Source organism: Cytobacillus oceanisediminis 2691 (genome assembly GCF_007678455.1).
Classification (GTDB): Bacteria; Bacillota; Bacilli; order Bacillales; family Cytobacillaceae; genus Mesobacillus; species Mesobacillus oceanisediminis_A.
The window spans coordinates 74,468-88,572 of record NZ_VEEP01000012.1 but is presented as its reverse complement, the minus strand read 5'-3'; the positions used below and the strand labels follow the sequence as shown (position 1 = coordinate 88,572).

Genomic DNA, 14,105 nt, shown 5'->3' with positions numbered 1-14,105 from the left:
GTCCTTCACCCTTTCTTTGTTGCGGTATATAACGCATATTGGATCAGGCTGCTGACAAATGCATCAAGATGCGCAAACCTGCTATCCTTTGTCTGGCCCTTTTTCCACCTGTAATAAATTTGCTGGCAAATGACGGCAAGCTTGAAATAGGCAAATGTTTGGTAAAAATTCATGTTCGCAAGGTCCATGCCGCTTTTCCTCGCATACCGCTCCATGAAGTCATCACGGGTCATGAACCCTGGTATCACTGTGACCGGCGGTTTTCCCATCCCTCTTTTTAACAGATCGGAATCGTCCGGTTGAATCCAGTAGCTCATCGCCACACCCAGATCGGCCAGCGGGTCACCTACCGTCGTCATCTCCCAGTCGAAAAGACCGACCATCTTCGTTAAATCCTCATTGAACATGGAATTATTCAGTTTATAATCGTAATGAATGATCGCTGGCGTTTTGGATTCCGAAACATTCTTCAGCATCCATTGCTTTAAGTGCTCCACGCCCTCGACAATATCTGTTTCCGCCCGCTCATAACGGCGAATCCAACCGATGACCTGCCGTTCCATGAAGCCTTCAGGTTTTGTCATTTCGGTAAGCCTGGTCTTCGTATAATCGATGCTGTGCAGCTCAACAAGGTGGTCGACCATCGTTTCCGAAAGGGATCTGCACATTTCGTCAGTCGGCATGATGCCTTCAGGAAAGTCCGTATCAAGGACTATGCCGCGCTTTCTTTCCATCACGAAAAACGGACTGCCGATGACATTTTCATCAGCAAATAAATAGGGCCTGGGAGCAGCCGCAAAGTGAGGGCTAATCTCTTTAAGGATCTTGTACTCCCTTTCCATATCATGCGCTTTTGGCGCAACAGGACCGAGAGGCGGACGCCTTAAAACCGCCTCCCATTCTCCGATTTTCAGCTGGTAGGTCAGATTTGATTTACCGAAACTGAACTGGTCGATTGTTAGAATGCCTTCTGGAAGATCAGGCAATTGCTCCCTCAGGTACTTTTCGATAACACTTGTATCTAGCTCTTCTCCTTGCCTGATCGGTATCGTATCAGAAGCCATAAGTGCCATTCCTCCTTTTGAAAATTTATTCACGTTCAATAATAGCCGCGATTCCCTGGCCACCGCCGATGCAGGCCGTAATCATTGCGTAACGCCCGTCTCTTCTTTCAAGTTCATAGACGGCTTTTGTCATCAGGATCGCTCCAGTAGCCCCCAGTGGATGGCCATGGGCAATCGCACCGCCATTCACGTTGACCTTCTCCATATCCATATTAAGCTCCCGATCGCAGGCAATCACCTGGGCTGCGAAAGCTTCGTTAATTTCAATCAGATCCATGTCGTCAAGATTAAGACCTGATCTTTCAAGAACTTTTCTAACGGCTGGTACAGGACCGATGCCCATGATGTTCGGGTCGACCCCTGCTATTGCCTGTTCCCTGATCACGGCCATCGGTTTCACACCTAATTCCTGAGCTTTCTCTCTCGACATGATGACTAGTGCGGCTGCAGCATCATTCAGGCCGGAACTGCTGCCGGCTGTAACCGTTCCTCCCTGTAAAAAGGCTGGCGGCAACTTGGAAAGTGCTTCAATTGTCGTTTGCGGCCTTGGGTGTTCATCCTTATTAAAAACGATTAGCTCCCCTTTTCGGACCGGAATCGTGATTGGAACAATTTGCTTGTCAAAACGTCCATCAGCCATCGCGGCAGCCATTTTATGCTGGCTTGCCAGGGCGAATTCATCCTGTTCTTCTCTTGAGATCGAGTACTTTTCTGCAAGGTTTTCTGCTGTGATGCCCATTGGCGGATTGCCGATTTCCTCCGGTGACAGCCGGGACTTCCGGAAGCTTGGGGGAACGGGGCTGTATGGTTTGTCGGGTTTATCCATCAAGTATGGTGCACGGCTCATGCTTTCAATCCCGCCTGCAATATAGATATCCCCATCACCTGCCCTGATCGCCTGGGCCGCGAGAGTAACTGCGTTGATTCCCGATCCGCACTGCCGGTCAATCGTCAGGCCGGGCAATTCGAGTGATAGTCCTGTTTGCAGGGCGGTCAGCCGGGCAATATTGCCTCCGCCGCTGATGACATTCCCCATGATTATATCTTCGATCATTTCAGGCTGGACACTCGCCCTCCTGATAGCTTCCTTTATGACTTCTGCTCCAAAGACATGGGCAGGTACCGTGGCAAGCGCTCCGCCCTGCCTGCCGATGGCTGACCTGACGGCCGAAACGATTACAGCTTCTCTTTTCAAAGCAGTATCCCCCTTCTAAAGAACATGTGTCCCGCCATCCACTACGACTATGTCTCCCGTGATGTAGTCTGAAGCCGGTGCCGCCAGGAATACAGCGACTCCCTTAAGGTCAGTATCAGAGCCGAATTTCCTTAGTGGCGTTCCTTCGAGAATCGCCTGGCCGCCTTTTTCCAGCAGCCCTTTTGACATCTTTGTCGGAAAAAATCCAGGTGCTATTGCATTGACGTAGATGCCACGCGGTCCCCATTTTACTGCCAGGTCTTTTGTAAAAGTAATGACGGCTCCCTTGCTGGCGTTATAGCCGATCGCATCCATCACCTTTGGGTTTGAACCTTTTAATCCCGCCACTGATGCAATATTGATGATTTTGCCTGAACCTTGCTCTAGCATGACTTTACCTGCTGTCTGTGACATTAGGAATGTTCCAGTCACATTGACATTCATTACCTTTTGCCAGGCCTCCAGCGGCATCTCTTCCGCCGGCGCCCCCCATGATGCTCCGCTGTTATTGACGAGAATATCGATCCGGCCGAATTTCTCAACAGTTTGGTCTACGACATTTTTCACGTCTTCCGGGTTCGTGATGTCACATTTCAAAGCAAGAGATTCAACACCGATTTCCTTTAGTTTTTGGCTTACTTCCTCACATGCTTCGACTCGTCGCGAACAGACGACAACATTGGCTCCTGCTTCAGCAAAACCCACAGCGATCTGTTCGCCGAGACCGCGTCCGCCCCCAGTGACAATGGCGACTTTTCCTTTTAGTGAAAATAATTTTGATACATGCATTGCTGCTCCCCCTTACATATATTTTTTCAGTTCGTACCTTGCGATTGCGCGTTTGTGCACTTCATCCGGCCCATCCGCCAGCCTCAATGTCCTGATATTCGCCCAGGAAGCAGCTAGTGTGGTATCATCACTTACCCCGGCTGCGCCAAAAGCCTGAATCGCCCTGTCGATGATATTCAACGCCATATTTGGCGCAACGACCTTGATCATCGCAATTTCTGCTTTCGCTTCTTTGTTTCCGACCGTATCCATCATGTAGGCAGCTTTCAATGTCAGGAGTCTGGACTGCTCAATATCGATTCGTGCTTCCGCGATCCATTCCTGGATGACCCCCTGCTCGGCAAGTTTTTTTCCAAAAGCGGTTCTCTCCAGGACCCGTTTGCTCATTTCTTCAAGCGCTCTTTCAGCCGCTCCAATTGTCCTCATGCAGTGGTGGATCCTGCCAGGACCAAGACGCCCCTGGGCAATCGCAAAGCCTTTCCCTTCATCCCAAAGCATATTGGAAGCAGGCACTCTGACATTCTTGTATTCTATTTCGGCATGGCCATGCGGAGCATGATCGTAACCAAAGACTGGCAGGATTCTCTTAATTGTCACTCCTGGACTATCCAGCGGAACGAGAATCATAGATTGCTGCTCATGCTTTGGAGCATTTGGGTCATTTTTGCCCATTACGATCGCAATCTTGCAGCGTGGATCGCCGGCACCAGATGACCACCATTTTGTCCCGTTAATGACATACTCGTCACCATCGCGAAGGATGCTTGCCTGGATATTCGTTGCATCAGATGAAGCGACATCTGGCTCCGTCATGGAGAAACAGGAACGAATCTCACCGTCCAAAAGCGGTTTCAGCCATTGTTCCTTATGCTCTTCAGTTCCGTAACGGACCAGCACTTCCATATTCCCGGTATCCGGTGCAGCACAATTGAATACCTCTGGCGCGATGCTGGACCTGCCCATGATTTCGCAAAGGGGAGCGTATTCGAGATTTGTCAGTCCTTCACCATATTCGCTCTCTGGCAAAAACAGATTCCAAAGACCTTTTTCTTTTGCCTTTGCCTTCAGTTCTTCCATGATCGGAGGAACTTTTGAAAAAGGGTCAATCTTGTCAATTTGTTCTTTATACACCTGTTCATTCGGGTAGATGTATTCATCCATGAACTCCGTCAGCCTGGCCTGGTATCCCTTGACCTTTTCTGTATAGTCAAAATTCATTTAGTCCACCTCTTTCTTTTTGTCTCTTTCATACTAACTAGTAGGTATGTTTCCTGTTTAATATTCTTTTTCAAGCTGTGTTGCTATGATGTTTTTCTGGATTTCGGAAGTTCCCTCATAAATCCTTGTAATCCTGGCATCACGGAAAAACCTTTCGACAGGATAGTCCGAAATATAGCCTAGCCCTCCGTGGATTTGAACAGCTTTATCAGCCACCCGGTTATACACTTCCGAACCATATAGCTTCAGCATGGCCGCTTCCTTGATGACCTTCTTGCCCGAATCCACCATCCAGGCGACTCGGTATGTAAGTGATCGAAGCGCTTCGATTTCAACCGCCATTTCCGCCAGCATATGGCTTACCGCCTGTTGCTTGATGATCGGTTTGCCGAACTGGATCCTTTCCTTTGCATAGGCAACCGACATGTCGAGAAGCTTCTGGCAGGACCCGAGATTGCGCGATGCAAGGCCCGCCCTTCCGTTTGCAAGTATTTTCAAGGCATTCACATAACCCTGTCCTTCTTCTCCAAGCATATTTTCAACAGGGACCTCGCAATCCTCGAAAACCAATTCAGCTGAATGAGAACCTTTGAGTCCCATCTTTTTTTCGACTTTGCCAAGCTTGAACCCCGGGAAGTCCTTCTCAACAATGAAGGAAGTGATGCCTTTCGCCCCTTTTTCAGGGTCTGTTACCGCCATCACTGTAAAAACACTTGCCTCTACAGCATTTGTAATATAATGCTTCAAACCGTTAAGCACATATTTATCACCTTCTCTGACCGCAGTCGTCTTAAGGTTAGCCGCATTGGAACCAGCATCAGGCTCAGTGAGGGCGAAAGCGCCGATCTTTTCACCCCTTGCCATCGCCGGCAAGTATTTGTGTTTTTGCTGCTCATTACCCATTTCGACGATGCCAACCGTGCCTATGCCGGTATGGGCGCCTATTAAAGTGGTGTACCCGTTGTGTGTCTGGCCAATTTCCTCATAAAGTGCACATTTTTGAACCATGCCGATACCGAGTCCATGGTATTCTTCTGGGATGCTGAGTCCAAAAAGTCCCATTTCCTTGGAAAGCTGGATGATCCGCTCTGGGATTTTGTCTTCTTCTTCAATTTGCATCGCAACAGGCTCGACTTCACCCTGGATGAAATCGCGGACATTGCGTTTTAATGCTAATAAATCCTCATCAAAGTCAAAATTCACCTGTATTTGTCACCTCATTTCTGGTAAAAACAAAAGTTTTTATCAAAAGTAGATCTTGCTGAATCAATTGGCAGCAGATATACCGGAATTTCTGATTTTATTCCTTAAAATTGATCATTTATTCCTGACTTTTTCTTTTTATTCCTTAAAAATGAACTTATTTTCCTTAAAATCGATTTATATTCCTAAATGCTGCACCACCTATAGCAATAAACCCAGCAATGCTATGCCGGGTTTAATTTGTATTAAGACGCATACAGATGGTACGAAACATCTCCCTTAATGACCTCATTGCCATTTTGGTTGATTGCACGGACGAGGAATCGGAGATTGTTTTCATTTTCCTCTGCCAGTTCTGCCTGGAGAGTGACAACGTCATTCAGGAACACCATTCCTTTGAAGCGGATTGTATAGTCCTGAATGAAACCTTCCTCGTAAAAATCAGTAAACAGTTTGGCCAGATTGCCCATCGTCCACATTCCGTGTGCGATAATCCCCGGCAGTCCTGCCTTCTTTGCTTCTTCGTCTATTGTATGGATCGGATTATAATCTCCGGACGCGCCAGCGTATTTAATCAAAGTGATTCGATCCACTGGATCCAGCAGGATTTCCTTTAGAGATTCACCAATCTTCAATTCTGCTAATCTACTCATCCAATCAGCACCTTCCTTACTGCTTCAGTAATAATGACTGTTTGTGTAGAGGTGAAAACAACCTGCCCCATCTCGTCCTCACCAAAGCTTTCTAATACAAGGAAGCCCATTTCTCCCTGGGTGCCTTTTTTTTCAAAGTAATTTTTCACTACCGAGTAGCAGGTGATTTCTTCGCCTACCAATAAGGGACGCTCATAATGGTAGGTTTGTTCACCATGGATCAGGCCTTTATTTGGAAGGTTCAATCCGTCGATTGTTCCATAGTCAAATACCCTCGGAAACGTTGGCGGCGCGATGTTTTTGCTGTATCTGGAGTTTTTGCCCGTTTCCTCATCCACGAAAATGGTATGAAGATCCCCGATTGCTTCCGCGAACTTTTTGACAGCGCCGCGCTCGACCATGTTTTTCACTTTATTCGATTGCTTGCCAATATGCTCTTTGAACATTGATCCTTCACCTCGCGTTAATTTTTAGGTCCGCCTGCTACATAGATGACCTGCCCATTTACAAAGGATGATTTTTCATCTGCAAAGAATGCGACAGCATTGGCAATATCCTCTGGTTTTCCGCTTCTGCCAACCGGAATGCCCGCTACACTGTGTTTAATTAAATCCTCAAAAGGGATGCCAATTCGAGCTGCAGTTTCTTTTGTCATTTCCGTTTCGATAAACCCTGGAGCCACGGAGTTTGCGGTAATGCCGTAGCGCCCCAGCTCAATGGCCAGGGTTTTTGTGAACCCCTGAAGCCCTGCCTTGGCTGCAGCATAGTTTGCCTGTCCTCGGTTTCCAAGTGCGGAAGTCGAAGAAATATTGATGATTCGGCCATATTTCTGTTCGACCATGTACTTCTGTGCAGTCCTGGCTGCATTGAAGGATCCCTTCAAATGGACATCCATGACAGTTTGCCAGTCAGAATCAGTCATTTTGAAAAGAAGGTTGTCACGAATAACACCCGCATTGTTTACCAGGATATCAACAGAACCAAAAGTGTCCTTCACCTCTTTGAATGCTTGTTCAACTTGCTCTGCGTCAGTAACATTCGCTACCTTTGAGTAGACTTCATATCCCTTTTCATTAAGTTCATTCGTTGTATCTGCAAGAGCTTCCTCATTCAAATCAATAAAAGCAACTTTAGCTCCTTCTTGCGCGAAAAGCTGGACGATTCCTTTTCCGATTCCCCGGCTTCCTCCTGTTACAAAAGCCACTCGGCCATCAAATCTTCCCATAATAATTCCTCCCTATCGAGTCAACTGTTAACGCTTACAAATTCACTTATTAAACAAACTGCCCAATTTTTACATGTCCTTTTAACAGGTCCCTGGCGATGATCATGCGCTGGATTTCATCTGTTCCATCGTAAATTCTCCAAAGCCTGGCTTCACGATACCAGCGCTCGATTGGCAATTCCCTTGTGTATCCCATACCGCCATGTATTTGCATGACGCGGTCCACTACCCTGTTCCCCATATTCGAGCCATACAATTTAGCCATCGAGGCCATATGCCTGTTATCTTCACCTGCATCCAGCGTATAGGCGGCGTTCAATACCAGCCACCTTGCTGCTTCGATTTCAACCGCCGAATCAGCAATCATCCACTGGATGGCTTGTCTTTCAGCAATCGGTTTGCCAAAGGTGATGCGTTCTTTTGAATAGTCAATCGCCATTTGCAGTAGACGTTCTGCAGATCCGATTGCCCTTGCACCAACAACCCACCTTGCAAAGCCAATCCATTCAAGTCCTAATTTGTAACCGCCATCTACTTCACCAAGAATGTTTTCTTCTGGAACGCGGACATTATCAAACACAAGACCGGCAGGACCCCACTCACCCATCGTATGTATATACTCCGACTTCCAGCCCATATCCCGGTCGACGATAAAGCAGGTCACTCCATCACGGCCGGTTGCCCGATGCTTCTCCTTATCGGTAATGGCAATGACCATGACAAAGTCCGCTTCATTTCCACCCGTTATAAACGTCTTTTCGCCATTCAAAACCCACTCATTGCCATCTTTGACTGCGGTCATTTTAATATTTCTTGTATCCGATCCCGCGCCTGGCTCTGTCATTGCGAAGCAGGACTTTTTCTCGCCGTTGATGGTTGGGATCAAATATTTCTGCTTCTGTTCTTCGTTTCCGTAGTAAAGAATATTGTCTGCTGACCCACCGAATTGGAAAGGAACGAAGGTCTTGGAAATTTCCATCAATACGATGGCCATCATCATTTGACCAAGATCGGCACCGCCATATTGTTCAGGTGTATTGATTCCCCAGAAGCCTGCTTCCTTTGCCTTTAATTGCAGCTCCTTTAATTTACCTGGCGGAAGGCTTGGGCGTCCTTCTCTTTCATTCCTGAGAACCTCATTTTCCAGAGGCACCAGTTCTTTTTCAACGAACCTGCGGATGGTCTTCTGGACCATTTTTTGTTCTTCTGTAAGGCGTAAATGCATTCAAGTCACTCCCCTAACTTTTTTCTTATAAATCTGCATCATTATTAAAATTGTATGTTACTATCCTTTTTCACATACCTACCGGTTGGTATGTTATTGTTAATTTTAGATTGAAATTTCTGAAAAATCAAGTTTTTTATAAATGAAAACAAAAATAGCAGGGAAGATTCCCTGCTAAAAATCAGGCAGTTGATCAAGATTGTTTTCTTTGATTCCGTCCGGCTCACTTCTGAGAATATCCCGTCCGTATTTATGGAATACATCCACATGGGCCAGTCTGCCAGCCTTTGCTTCATTAAGGGCAGTGACATAATCCAGCTCCCTGCCATTTTCTGTCTTAAATGCGATCAGATCCCCGTCGTCATTTTTCCGGACAGCCACAATTTGCTCTTTCCCGGGCTGGTCTGTGTTCGCTTCAATTTCAGCTTGTGCTCTGCTTTGCTCCTTGTATTCCTTGTAAATCTGGTTGAAATCTTTATTATCCAAAATACCACCTCCCGAACATATGTTTAGTCTTTGCCAAAGGGAAGCATTTATACAAAAAAAGAGTGACATTCCGTCACTCTTCTAAAATGGCTGCCAGGCTAATGTCCTGGCTTTATTGAACCGCTGCTCGACTTCCTTCCAGTTGACGACATTCCACCAGTTTTCAACATATTTAGCCCGTTCATTTTTATATTGCAGATAGTAGGCGTGCTCCCAAACATCCAGAACGAGAAGTGGAATAACATCCCACTGTGTCAGATTTTGATGCTTTTCAGCCTGGAGAATTTCGAGGCGGTGGGAACGCGGAGACCAGACAAGGATGGACCACCCTACAGCTTCGACATTTTTAGCGGCTTCTGTAAAATGTTTTTTAAAGCCCTCAAAGCCGCCGAATGTATCATTTATTGCTTTGCTAAGCTGTCCCTTTGGAGCTCCCCCGCCGTTCGGGACCATAATGTTCCAAAAAATCGTGTGGAGGTAATGTCCCGATCCGTGGAAAGCTGCTTCCCTTTCCCAGTGTTTAATCAAAGAGAAATCACCGGTTTGCCTGGCTTTCTGCATTTCTTTTTCAGCTTTGTTTAAGCCATCAACATAGCTTTGGTGATGCTTTAAGTGATGAAGTCTCATGATCTCTCTATCGATCACAGGCTCGAGCGCATTATAGGCATAAGGCAGTGGCGGCAATTTGTGACCTCCTATTGGCACCGGCTGTAGTCTCTGCGCTTGCTGGCGGCCAATTTCAGGGTCATTCGCATAATCTGTAAGTTCGTCAAATAATTTTCTCGCTTCTGCATATATCTGTTCCTCATCCAAGTTGCTTTCTGCTTTCTTTTTCAAGGTGAAAAAGTTTTCTTCCCATTTTTCTAACGAGTCTTGATCACCAGATTCTCTAAGCTGAGCCTTAACGGAGTCCCATTTCTCTTCCATTTCCCTGCACCATTCCTGCAATGAATACCTAAACCAATACCCGTTCATTTAATCGCCTCCCCAAAACTACATCCATAATCAAAATATGAGCAGACTGGTTTAGGGATTACAGGAATTAAAGATAAATGGTACTTTGCTTCGGGAAAAAAGCTTATAATATTAATTATGTGAGAATTTATTTTAGGGAGGAATTTCATTTATGGCATACCCAAATACGGATGAGACGGTGAATCTGTTAAAGGAACTGGTCAGCATCCCGAGTCCTTCAGGAAATACCAATGAAGTGATTACATATGTAGAGAATTATTTAAAGGAATTGCAGGTAGAAACAAAAAGAAACCGCAAGGGCGGGTTGACTGCTAGCTTGCCAGGTAAAGATCAGCAAAATCATAGGATGCTGACTGCCCACGTCGATACTCTTGGAGCCATCGTAAAAGAAATTAAGCCAAGCGGACGCCTTAAGCTTGATTTAATCGGCGGCTTTAAGTACAACTCCATCGAGGGCGAATATTGCGAGATTGAAACTTCAAGCGGCAAAAAGTTCACGGGAACAATTTTGATGCACCAAACCTCCGTACATGTCTATAAGGATGCCGGGAAAGCTGAGCGCAATCAGGATAATATGGAAGTGCGAGTCGATGAAAAAGTACATAACGCTGATGATGTGAGAGCACTTGGCATCGAGGTTGGAGATTTTGTTTCTTTTGATCCTCGTGTACAGCTAACACCGTCCGGATATATTAAATCGCGTCATCTGGATGATAAAGCAAGCGTAGCGATCCTGCTTCAGCTAATCAAACAAATGAAAAGTGAAAACATCGAATTGCCATATACGACTCATTTCCTGATTTCAAATAATGAAGAAATCGGCTATGGAGGCAATTCGAATATCACGCCGGAAACAGTCGAGTACCTGGCGGTGGATATGGGGGCGATGGGTGATGGCCAATCTACCGATGAATACACGGTTTCCATTTGTGTGAAGGATGCGAGCGGCCCTTATCATTATGAACTTAGAAAAAGGCTGACACAACTGGCCATTGACAATGGAATCGGCTACAAACTCGATATCTATCCGTTTTACGGATCGGACGCTTCAGCCGCAATCCGTTCAGGACACGATATTATCCACGGTCTTATTGGTCCCGGAATCGATTCCTCACACGCATTTGAAAGAACACATAAAGATTCTATTGAAAATACAGCTAAGCTGCTTTATCACTATGTGCAATCTGAAATGGTCTTATAATTGTAAGGCTCTTTTCTCAAACTTTGTTGCTATTGACTACTAAATTGGATTGAATGACCTAGTTTTCTTTATAAAATTCAAGCTTATTATGAGAAAAGAGCTTGCCCACTTAAAAACGAACTGCAAAATTGCTTATAGCCCGTTAAAATCGGCTTTAAGATTTTAACAACAATCTTTACGAAAACAGCCAATTGTAAAAAGGAGATGCTCTTCAGTATTGAAGCACATCTCCCTTTTTTTTCTTAGCTTGGTGGTGTCACTTTATTTTATTTCATGATTTCTTCTGATACCGACTCAAAAGGCCATGCCGGGAGCATATTCGAAAGTGGTTTATCAACTCGATAGCCTAGCGCATATTCCGCTTGCATAACCGTATGGATTTCCCGTGTTCCTTCATAGATCACCGGCGCTTTTGCGTTCCGCAAATATCGTTCGACAGGATATTCGTTTGAGAAACCGTAGGCCCCATGGATTTGTACGGCATCATTTGCTGCTTCATAAGCATAGTCGCATGCCTGCCATTTGGCCAGTGAGGTTTCACGGGTATTCCGTTTGCCCTGATTTTTAAGCCAGCCTGCCCGGTACACGAGCAAGCGTGATTGTATCAGCCCCGCTTCCATCTTCGCGATCATCTGCTGGAAGAGCTGATGCCTGCCAATTTCCTTGCCGAATGTACTTCTTTCATGACAATACTTCAAGCTTGCTTCAAGACTTGCCATAATCGTTCCGCACGCACCTGCGGCCACGGTGAAACGGCCATTATCCAGGGCGGACATCGCGATTTTAAAGCCGTCACCTTCTTTGCCCAGAAGGTTTTGTTTAGGAACCTTTACATTGTCAAAAAAGATTTCGCCGGTATTCCCGGCCCTGATTCCAAGCTTCCCTTTTATAGCCTTGGAGGAGAAGCCCTCCCAGTTTCTCTCCACGATGAAGGCCGATATGCCATGGTGTTTTTTGCTTTTATCCGTATACCCAAATACGAGGAAATGGTCAGCAACATCACATAATGAAATCCAGGTTTTTGACCCATTCAGAATATAGTGATCCCCCGCGTCAGCGGCTGTTGTCTGCATTGCCGCAACGTCCGAACCTGCATTCGGCTCGGTCAATCCAAAAGCCCCTACCTTTTCCCCTTTTGACTGAGGAACTAAATACTTCTGTTTTTGCTCTTCATTTCCCCATTGCAGGAGAGTCATACTGTTTAGGCCAGTGTGAACGGAGACTGCGGTCCTGAAGGCAGTATCCCCGCGCTCAAGTTCTTCACACACAATTGCCAGTGAATTATAATCCATCCCGCTGCCGCCATATTGTTCCGGTATGCAGACTCCCATGAGGCCAAGATCCGCAAGCCTTGTCAGAATATTACTCTCAAAGTGCTGCTTTTCATCCCATTCTTTAATATAAGGCATGATTTCCCTGTCAACAAAATTCCTGACCGTTTTCCTTAACAACTCTTGTTCATCTGTAAATTCAAAATTCATCATTGATGATCACTCCTTAAGAAAAGCGTTAAGCGCCTGGTCAGCCCCGACAAGCGTTAGAGGGCCGACCGGTGAAGTCGTTCTTTGAGTTTATTAAGCGGACCGAAACGACTCGAGGGGCTAGGCGCTGAAGCTAGACATTTTTTTAAATTATATTTTTACTTTACGCCAATCGGCACAACCTGCTGGCCGACAGCCTGAATCAGTTCCTTCGGCAACGGGAAAGAAACTGCTGCAGGGTCTTTCGCTACAGCTCCGGCAACCTTCTCCAGGTCCTCCTCCGTTAAACGATACTGTGCAAAATCTGACGGCAAGCCAGTTTTGTGCTGAAGGACTCGAATCTTTTCAACGACTTTTTGCAGTACGGTCTCATTGTCATCGTCTTCATTGCATGAAACACGCAAGGCAGATGCCAGTTCTTTTACCTTCGGAAGGTACAGGCTTGGTACAAGTTCCATGACGACAGGAAGGAAAACAGCATTCGCCAGGCCATGCGGAATCCTGAAGAGTGCGCCATATGCATGTGCAAAGTTATGGACCGGGATCGCATTCAATGAAAAGCTGAACGCGGTAATTCCCATTAGGCTCGCCTGCAGCATTTCCATTCTTGCATTAAGGTTAGAGCCTTCAGATACGGCAACAGGGAGATTCTTTTCAATCAGCCTGATTGCGTGCAATGCATGTGCATCAGTAAGTGCATTTGCATTTGGCGATGCCAGGGCTTCAATTGCGTGTGTCAGTGCATCGAAGCCTGTGAACGCGGTGATTGCCGGCGGCAGACCTACTGTAAGGTCCGGATCCAGCACGGCTATGTCCGCGCTGATGAAAGGATTGATGATATTTCCTTTCATTTGGATATCCTCATTGTATATGACCGCGATCGGCGAGACTTCTGAACCTGTACCAGCAGTAGTTGGTACTGCAATATGCGGGATCGGAATATGGGTTGCTTTCGGGAATTGCTCATATAAAAAGCCTCCGGGTATGGCTTCCTTTATGTCGGTCAATCCTTTATGCATGGCGTATTTTACGCCTTTGACCGTGTCAAGTACGCTTCCGCCTCCAACAGCAAGCAAGCCATCCGCACCAACTTCCCTTGCATAGCGTAGTGCCTCATTCACTGAACTGCTTTCTGCGTCCTGAGCAATATCCACATAAATACCAGCTAATTCAGGACCCATGCCTTTGGACGTCAATTCAAAAATCTGGGCAACTTTTTCGACTACTCCTGCTTTTTCAAGGCCCCTGTCGCTAAAAAGAACCACCCTTTTTGCACCTAATCCCTTAAACAAATCAGGCACCATTGCCCTTGAATTTGAGCCGCTGTATATTGCTGAGCGGAGCGAGAATTGAGATAATGTTGTACTTTGCATCCTTTTCACCTCATTAT

The 14,105-nt window shown here is 46.1% G+C and carries 14 protein-coding genes; 1 reads left to right on the top strand and 13 read right to left on the bottom strand.

Features of this window, described 5'->3' with window-relative positions:
- Nucleotides 1-5: 5 nt before the first annotated feature.
- The 11 genes from FS736_RS21095 to FS736_RS21045 all read right to left on the bottom strand — a co-directional run bounded on the left by FS736_RS21095 (nt 6) and on the right by FS736_RS21045 (nt 10,033).
- A complete protein-coding gene (locus FS736_RS21095) occupies nt 6-1,064 on the bottom strand; it encodes a phosphotransferase family protein (protein ID WP_144481053.1) in 1,059 nt (352 codons plus the stop codon).
- 25 nt (nt 1,065-1,089) lie between these two features.
- Nucleotides 1,090-2,259, bottom strand: coding sequence for a thiolase family protein (locus FS736_RS21090; RefSeq protein WP_144481051.1), 1,170 nt, complete (start codon nt 2,257-2,259; stop codon nt 1,090-1,092).
- A gap of 15 nt (nt 2,260-2,274) precedes the next feature.
- Entirely contained in the window at nt 2,275-3,048 is a 774-nt protein-coding gene (locus tag FS736_RS21085; protein WP_144481049.1) for an SDR family oxidoreductase, read from the bottom strand.
- A gap of 12 nt (nt 3,049-3,060) precedes the next feature.
- On the bottom strand, nt 3,061-4,266 hold the full coding sequence (locus FS736_RS21080; protein ID WP_144481047.1) for an acyl-CoA dehydrogenase: 1,206 nt from the start codon (nt 4,264-4,266) through the stop codon (nt 3,061-3,063).
- Nucleotides 4,267-4,323: 57 nt separating this feature from the next.
- Nucleotides 4,324-5,469 (bottom strand): acyl-CoA dehydrogenase family protein, encoded by a 1,146-nt coding sequence (locus FS736_RS21075; RefSeq protein WP_144481045.1) that lies wholly within the window; start codon nt 5,467-5,469, stop codon nt 4,324-4,326.
- Between the two features lie 245 nt (nt 5,470-5,714).
- Complete coding sequence (locus FS736_RS21070; protein ID WP_144481043.1) at nt 5,715-6,122, bottom strand: MaoC/PaaZ C-terminal domain-containing protein; 408 nt, start codon at nt 6,120-6,122, stop codon at nt 5,715-5,717.
- Nucleotides 6,119-6,568, bottom strand: coding sequence for a MaoC family dehydratase N-terminal domain-containing protein (locus FS736_RS21065; protein WP_144481041.1), 450 nt, complete (start codon nt 6,566-6,568; stop codon nt 6,119-6,121). Before FS736_RS21065 ends, FS736_RS21070 begins: the two co-directional genes overlap by 4 nt.
- 17 nt (nt 6,569-6,585) lie before the next feature.
- On the bottom strand, nt 6,586-7,347 hold the full coding sequence (locus tag FS736_RS21060) for a beta-ketoacyl-ACP reductase (protein ID WP_395883663.1): 762 nt from the start codon (nt 7,345-7,347) through the stop codon (nt 6,586-6,588).
- 49 nt (nt 7,348-7,396) lie between these two features.
- Nucleotides 7,397-8,572, bottom strand: a complete 1,176-nt coding sequence (locus tag FS736_RS21055) for an acyl-CoA dehydrogenase family protein (protein ID WP_144481037.1) — start codon at nt 8,570-8,572, stop codon at nt 7,397-7,399.
- Between the two features lie 174 nt (nt 8,573-8,746).
- Nucleotides 8,747-9,058: a DUF3892 domain-containing protein gene (locus tag FS736_RS21050; RefSeq protein WP_144481035.1), complete on the bottom strand. Its 312-nt coding sequence runs from the start codon at nt 9,056-9,058 to the stop codon at nt 8,747-8,749.
- An 81-nt stretch (nt 9,059-9,139) separates the two neighbouring features.
- The gene (locus tag FS736_RS21045; protein WP_144481033.1) at nt 9,140-10,033 is read right to left on the bottom strand and encodes a superoxide dismutase; all 894 of its coding nucleotides are present in this window, start codon (nt 10,031-10,033) and stop codon (nt 9,140-9,142) included.
- 151 nt (nt 10,034-10,184) lie between these two features.
- Here FS736_RS21045 and FS736_RS21040 point away from each other — a divergent pair, with 151 nt between their 5' ends.
- Nucleotides 10,185-11,234, top strand: coding sequence for a M42 family metallopeptidase (locus FS736_RS21040; RefSeq protein ID WP_144481031.1), 1,050 nt, complete (start codon nt 10,185-10,187; stop codon nt 11,232-11,234).
- 266 nt (nt 11,235-11,500) lie between these two features.
- On the opposite strand, the gene FS736_RS21035 is transcribed toward FS736_RS21040, so the two are convergent.
- Nucleotides 11,501-12,715 carry an acyl-CoA dehydrogenase family protein gene (locus tag FS736_RS21035; RefSeq protein ID WP_144481143.1) on the bottom strand — a complete coding sequence of 405 codons (1,215 nt, stop codon included), beginning with the start codon at nt 12,713-12,715 and terminating at the stop codon, nt 11,501-11,503.
- Between the two features lie 158 nt (nt 12,716-12,873).
- Nucleotides 12,874-14,088 carry an iron-containing alcohol dehydrogenase gene (locus FS736_RS21030; RefSeq protein WP_144481029.1) on the bottom strand — a complete coding sequence of 405 codons (1,215 nt, stop codon included), beginning with the start codon at nt 14,086-14,088 and terminating at the stop codon, nt 12,874-12,876.
- Nucleotides 14,089-14,105 lie beyond the last annotated feature (17 nt).

Coding starts and splice junctions, on each gene's coding strand:
- FS736_RS21060 (WP_395883663.1), bottom strand. CDS start 7,347: ATGGGAAGATTTGATGGCCGAGTGGCTTTTGTAACAGGAGGAAGCCGG.
- FS736_RS21035 (WP_144481143.1), bottom strand. CDS start 12,715: ATGAATTTTGAATTTACAGATGAACAAGAGTTGTTAAGGAAAACGGTC.
- FS736_RS21085 (WP_144481049.1), bottom strand. CDS start 3,048: ATGCATGTATCAAAATTATTTTCACTAAAAGGAAAAGTCGCCATTGTC.
- FS736_RS21055 (WP_144481037.1), bottom strand. CDS start 8,572: ATGCATTTACGCCTTACAGAAGAACAAAAAATGGTCCAGAAGACCATC.
- FS736_RS21080 (WP_144481047.1), bottom strand. CDS start 4,266: ATGAATTTTGACTATACAGAAAAGGTCAAGGGATACCAGGCCAGGCTG.
- FS736_RS21065 (WP_144481041.1), bottom strand. CDS start 6,568: ATGTTCAAAGAGCATATTGGCAAGCAATCGAATAAAGTGAAAAACATG.
- FS736_RS21040 (WP_144481031.1), top strand. CDS start 10,185: ATGGCATACCCAAATACGGATGAGACGGTGAATCTGTTAAAGGAACTG.
- FS736_RS21030 (WP_144481029.1), bottom strand. CDS start 14,088: ATGCAAAGTACAACATTATCTCAATTCTCGCTCCGCTCAGCAATATAC.
- FS736_RS21095 (WP_144481053.1), bottom strand. CDS start 1,064: ATGGCTTCTGATACGATACCGATCAGGCAAGGAGAAGAGCTAGATACA.
- FS736_RS21045 (WP_144481033.1), bottom strand. CDS start 10,033: ATGAACGGGTATTGGTTTAGGTATTCATTGCAGGAATGGTGCAGGGAA.
- FS736_RS21070 (WP_144481043.1), bottom strand. CDS start 6,122: ATGAGTAGATTAGCAGAATTGAAGATTGGTGAATCTCTAAAGGAAATC.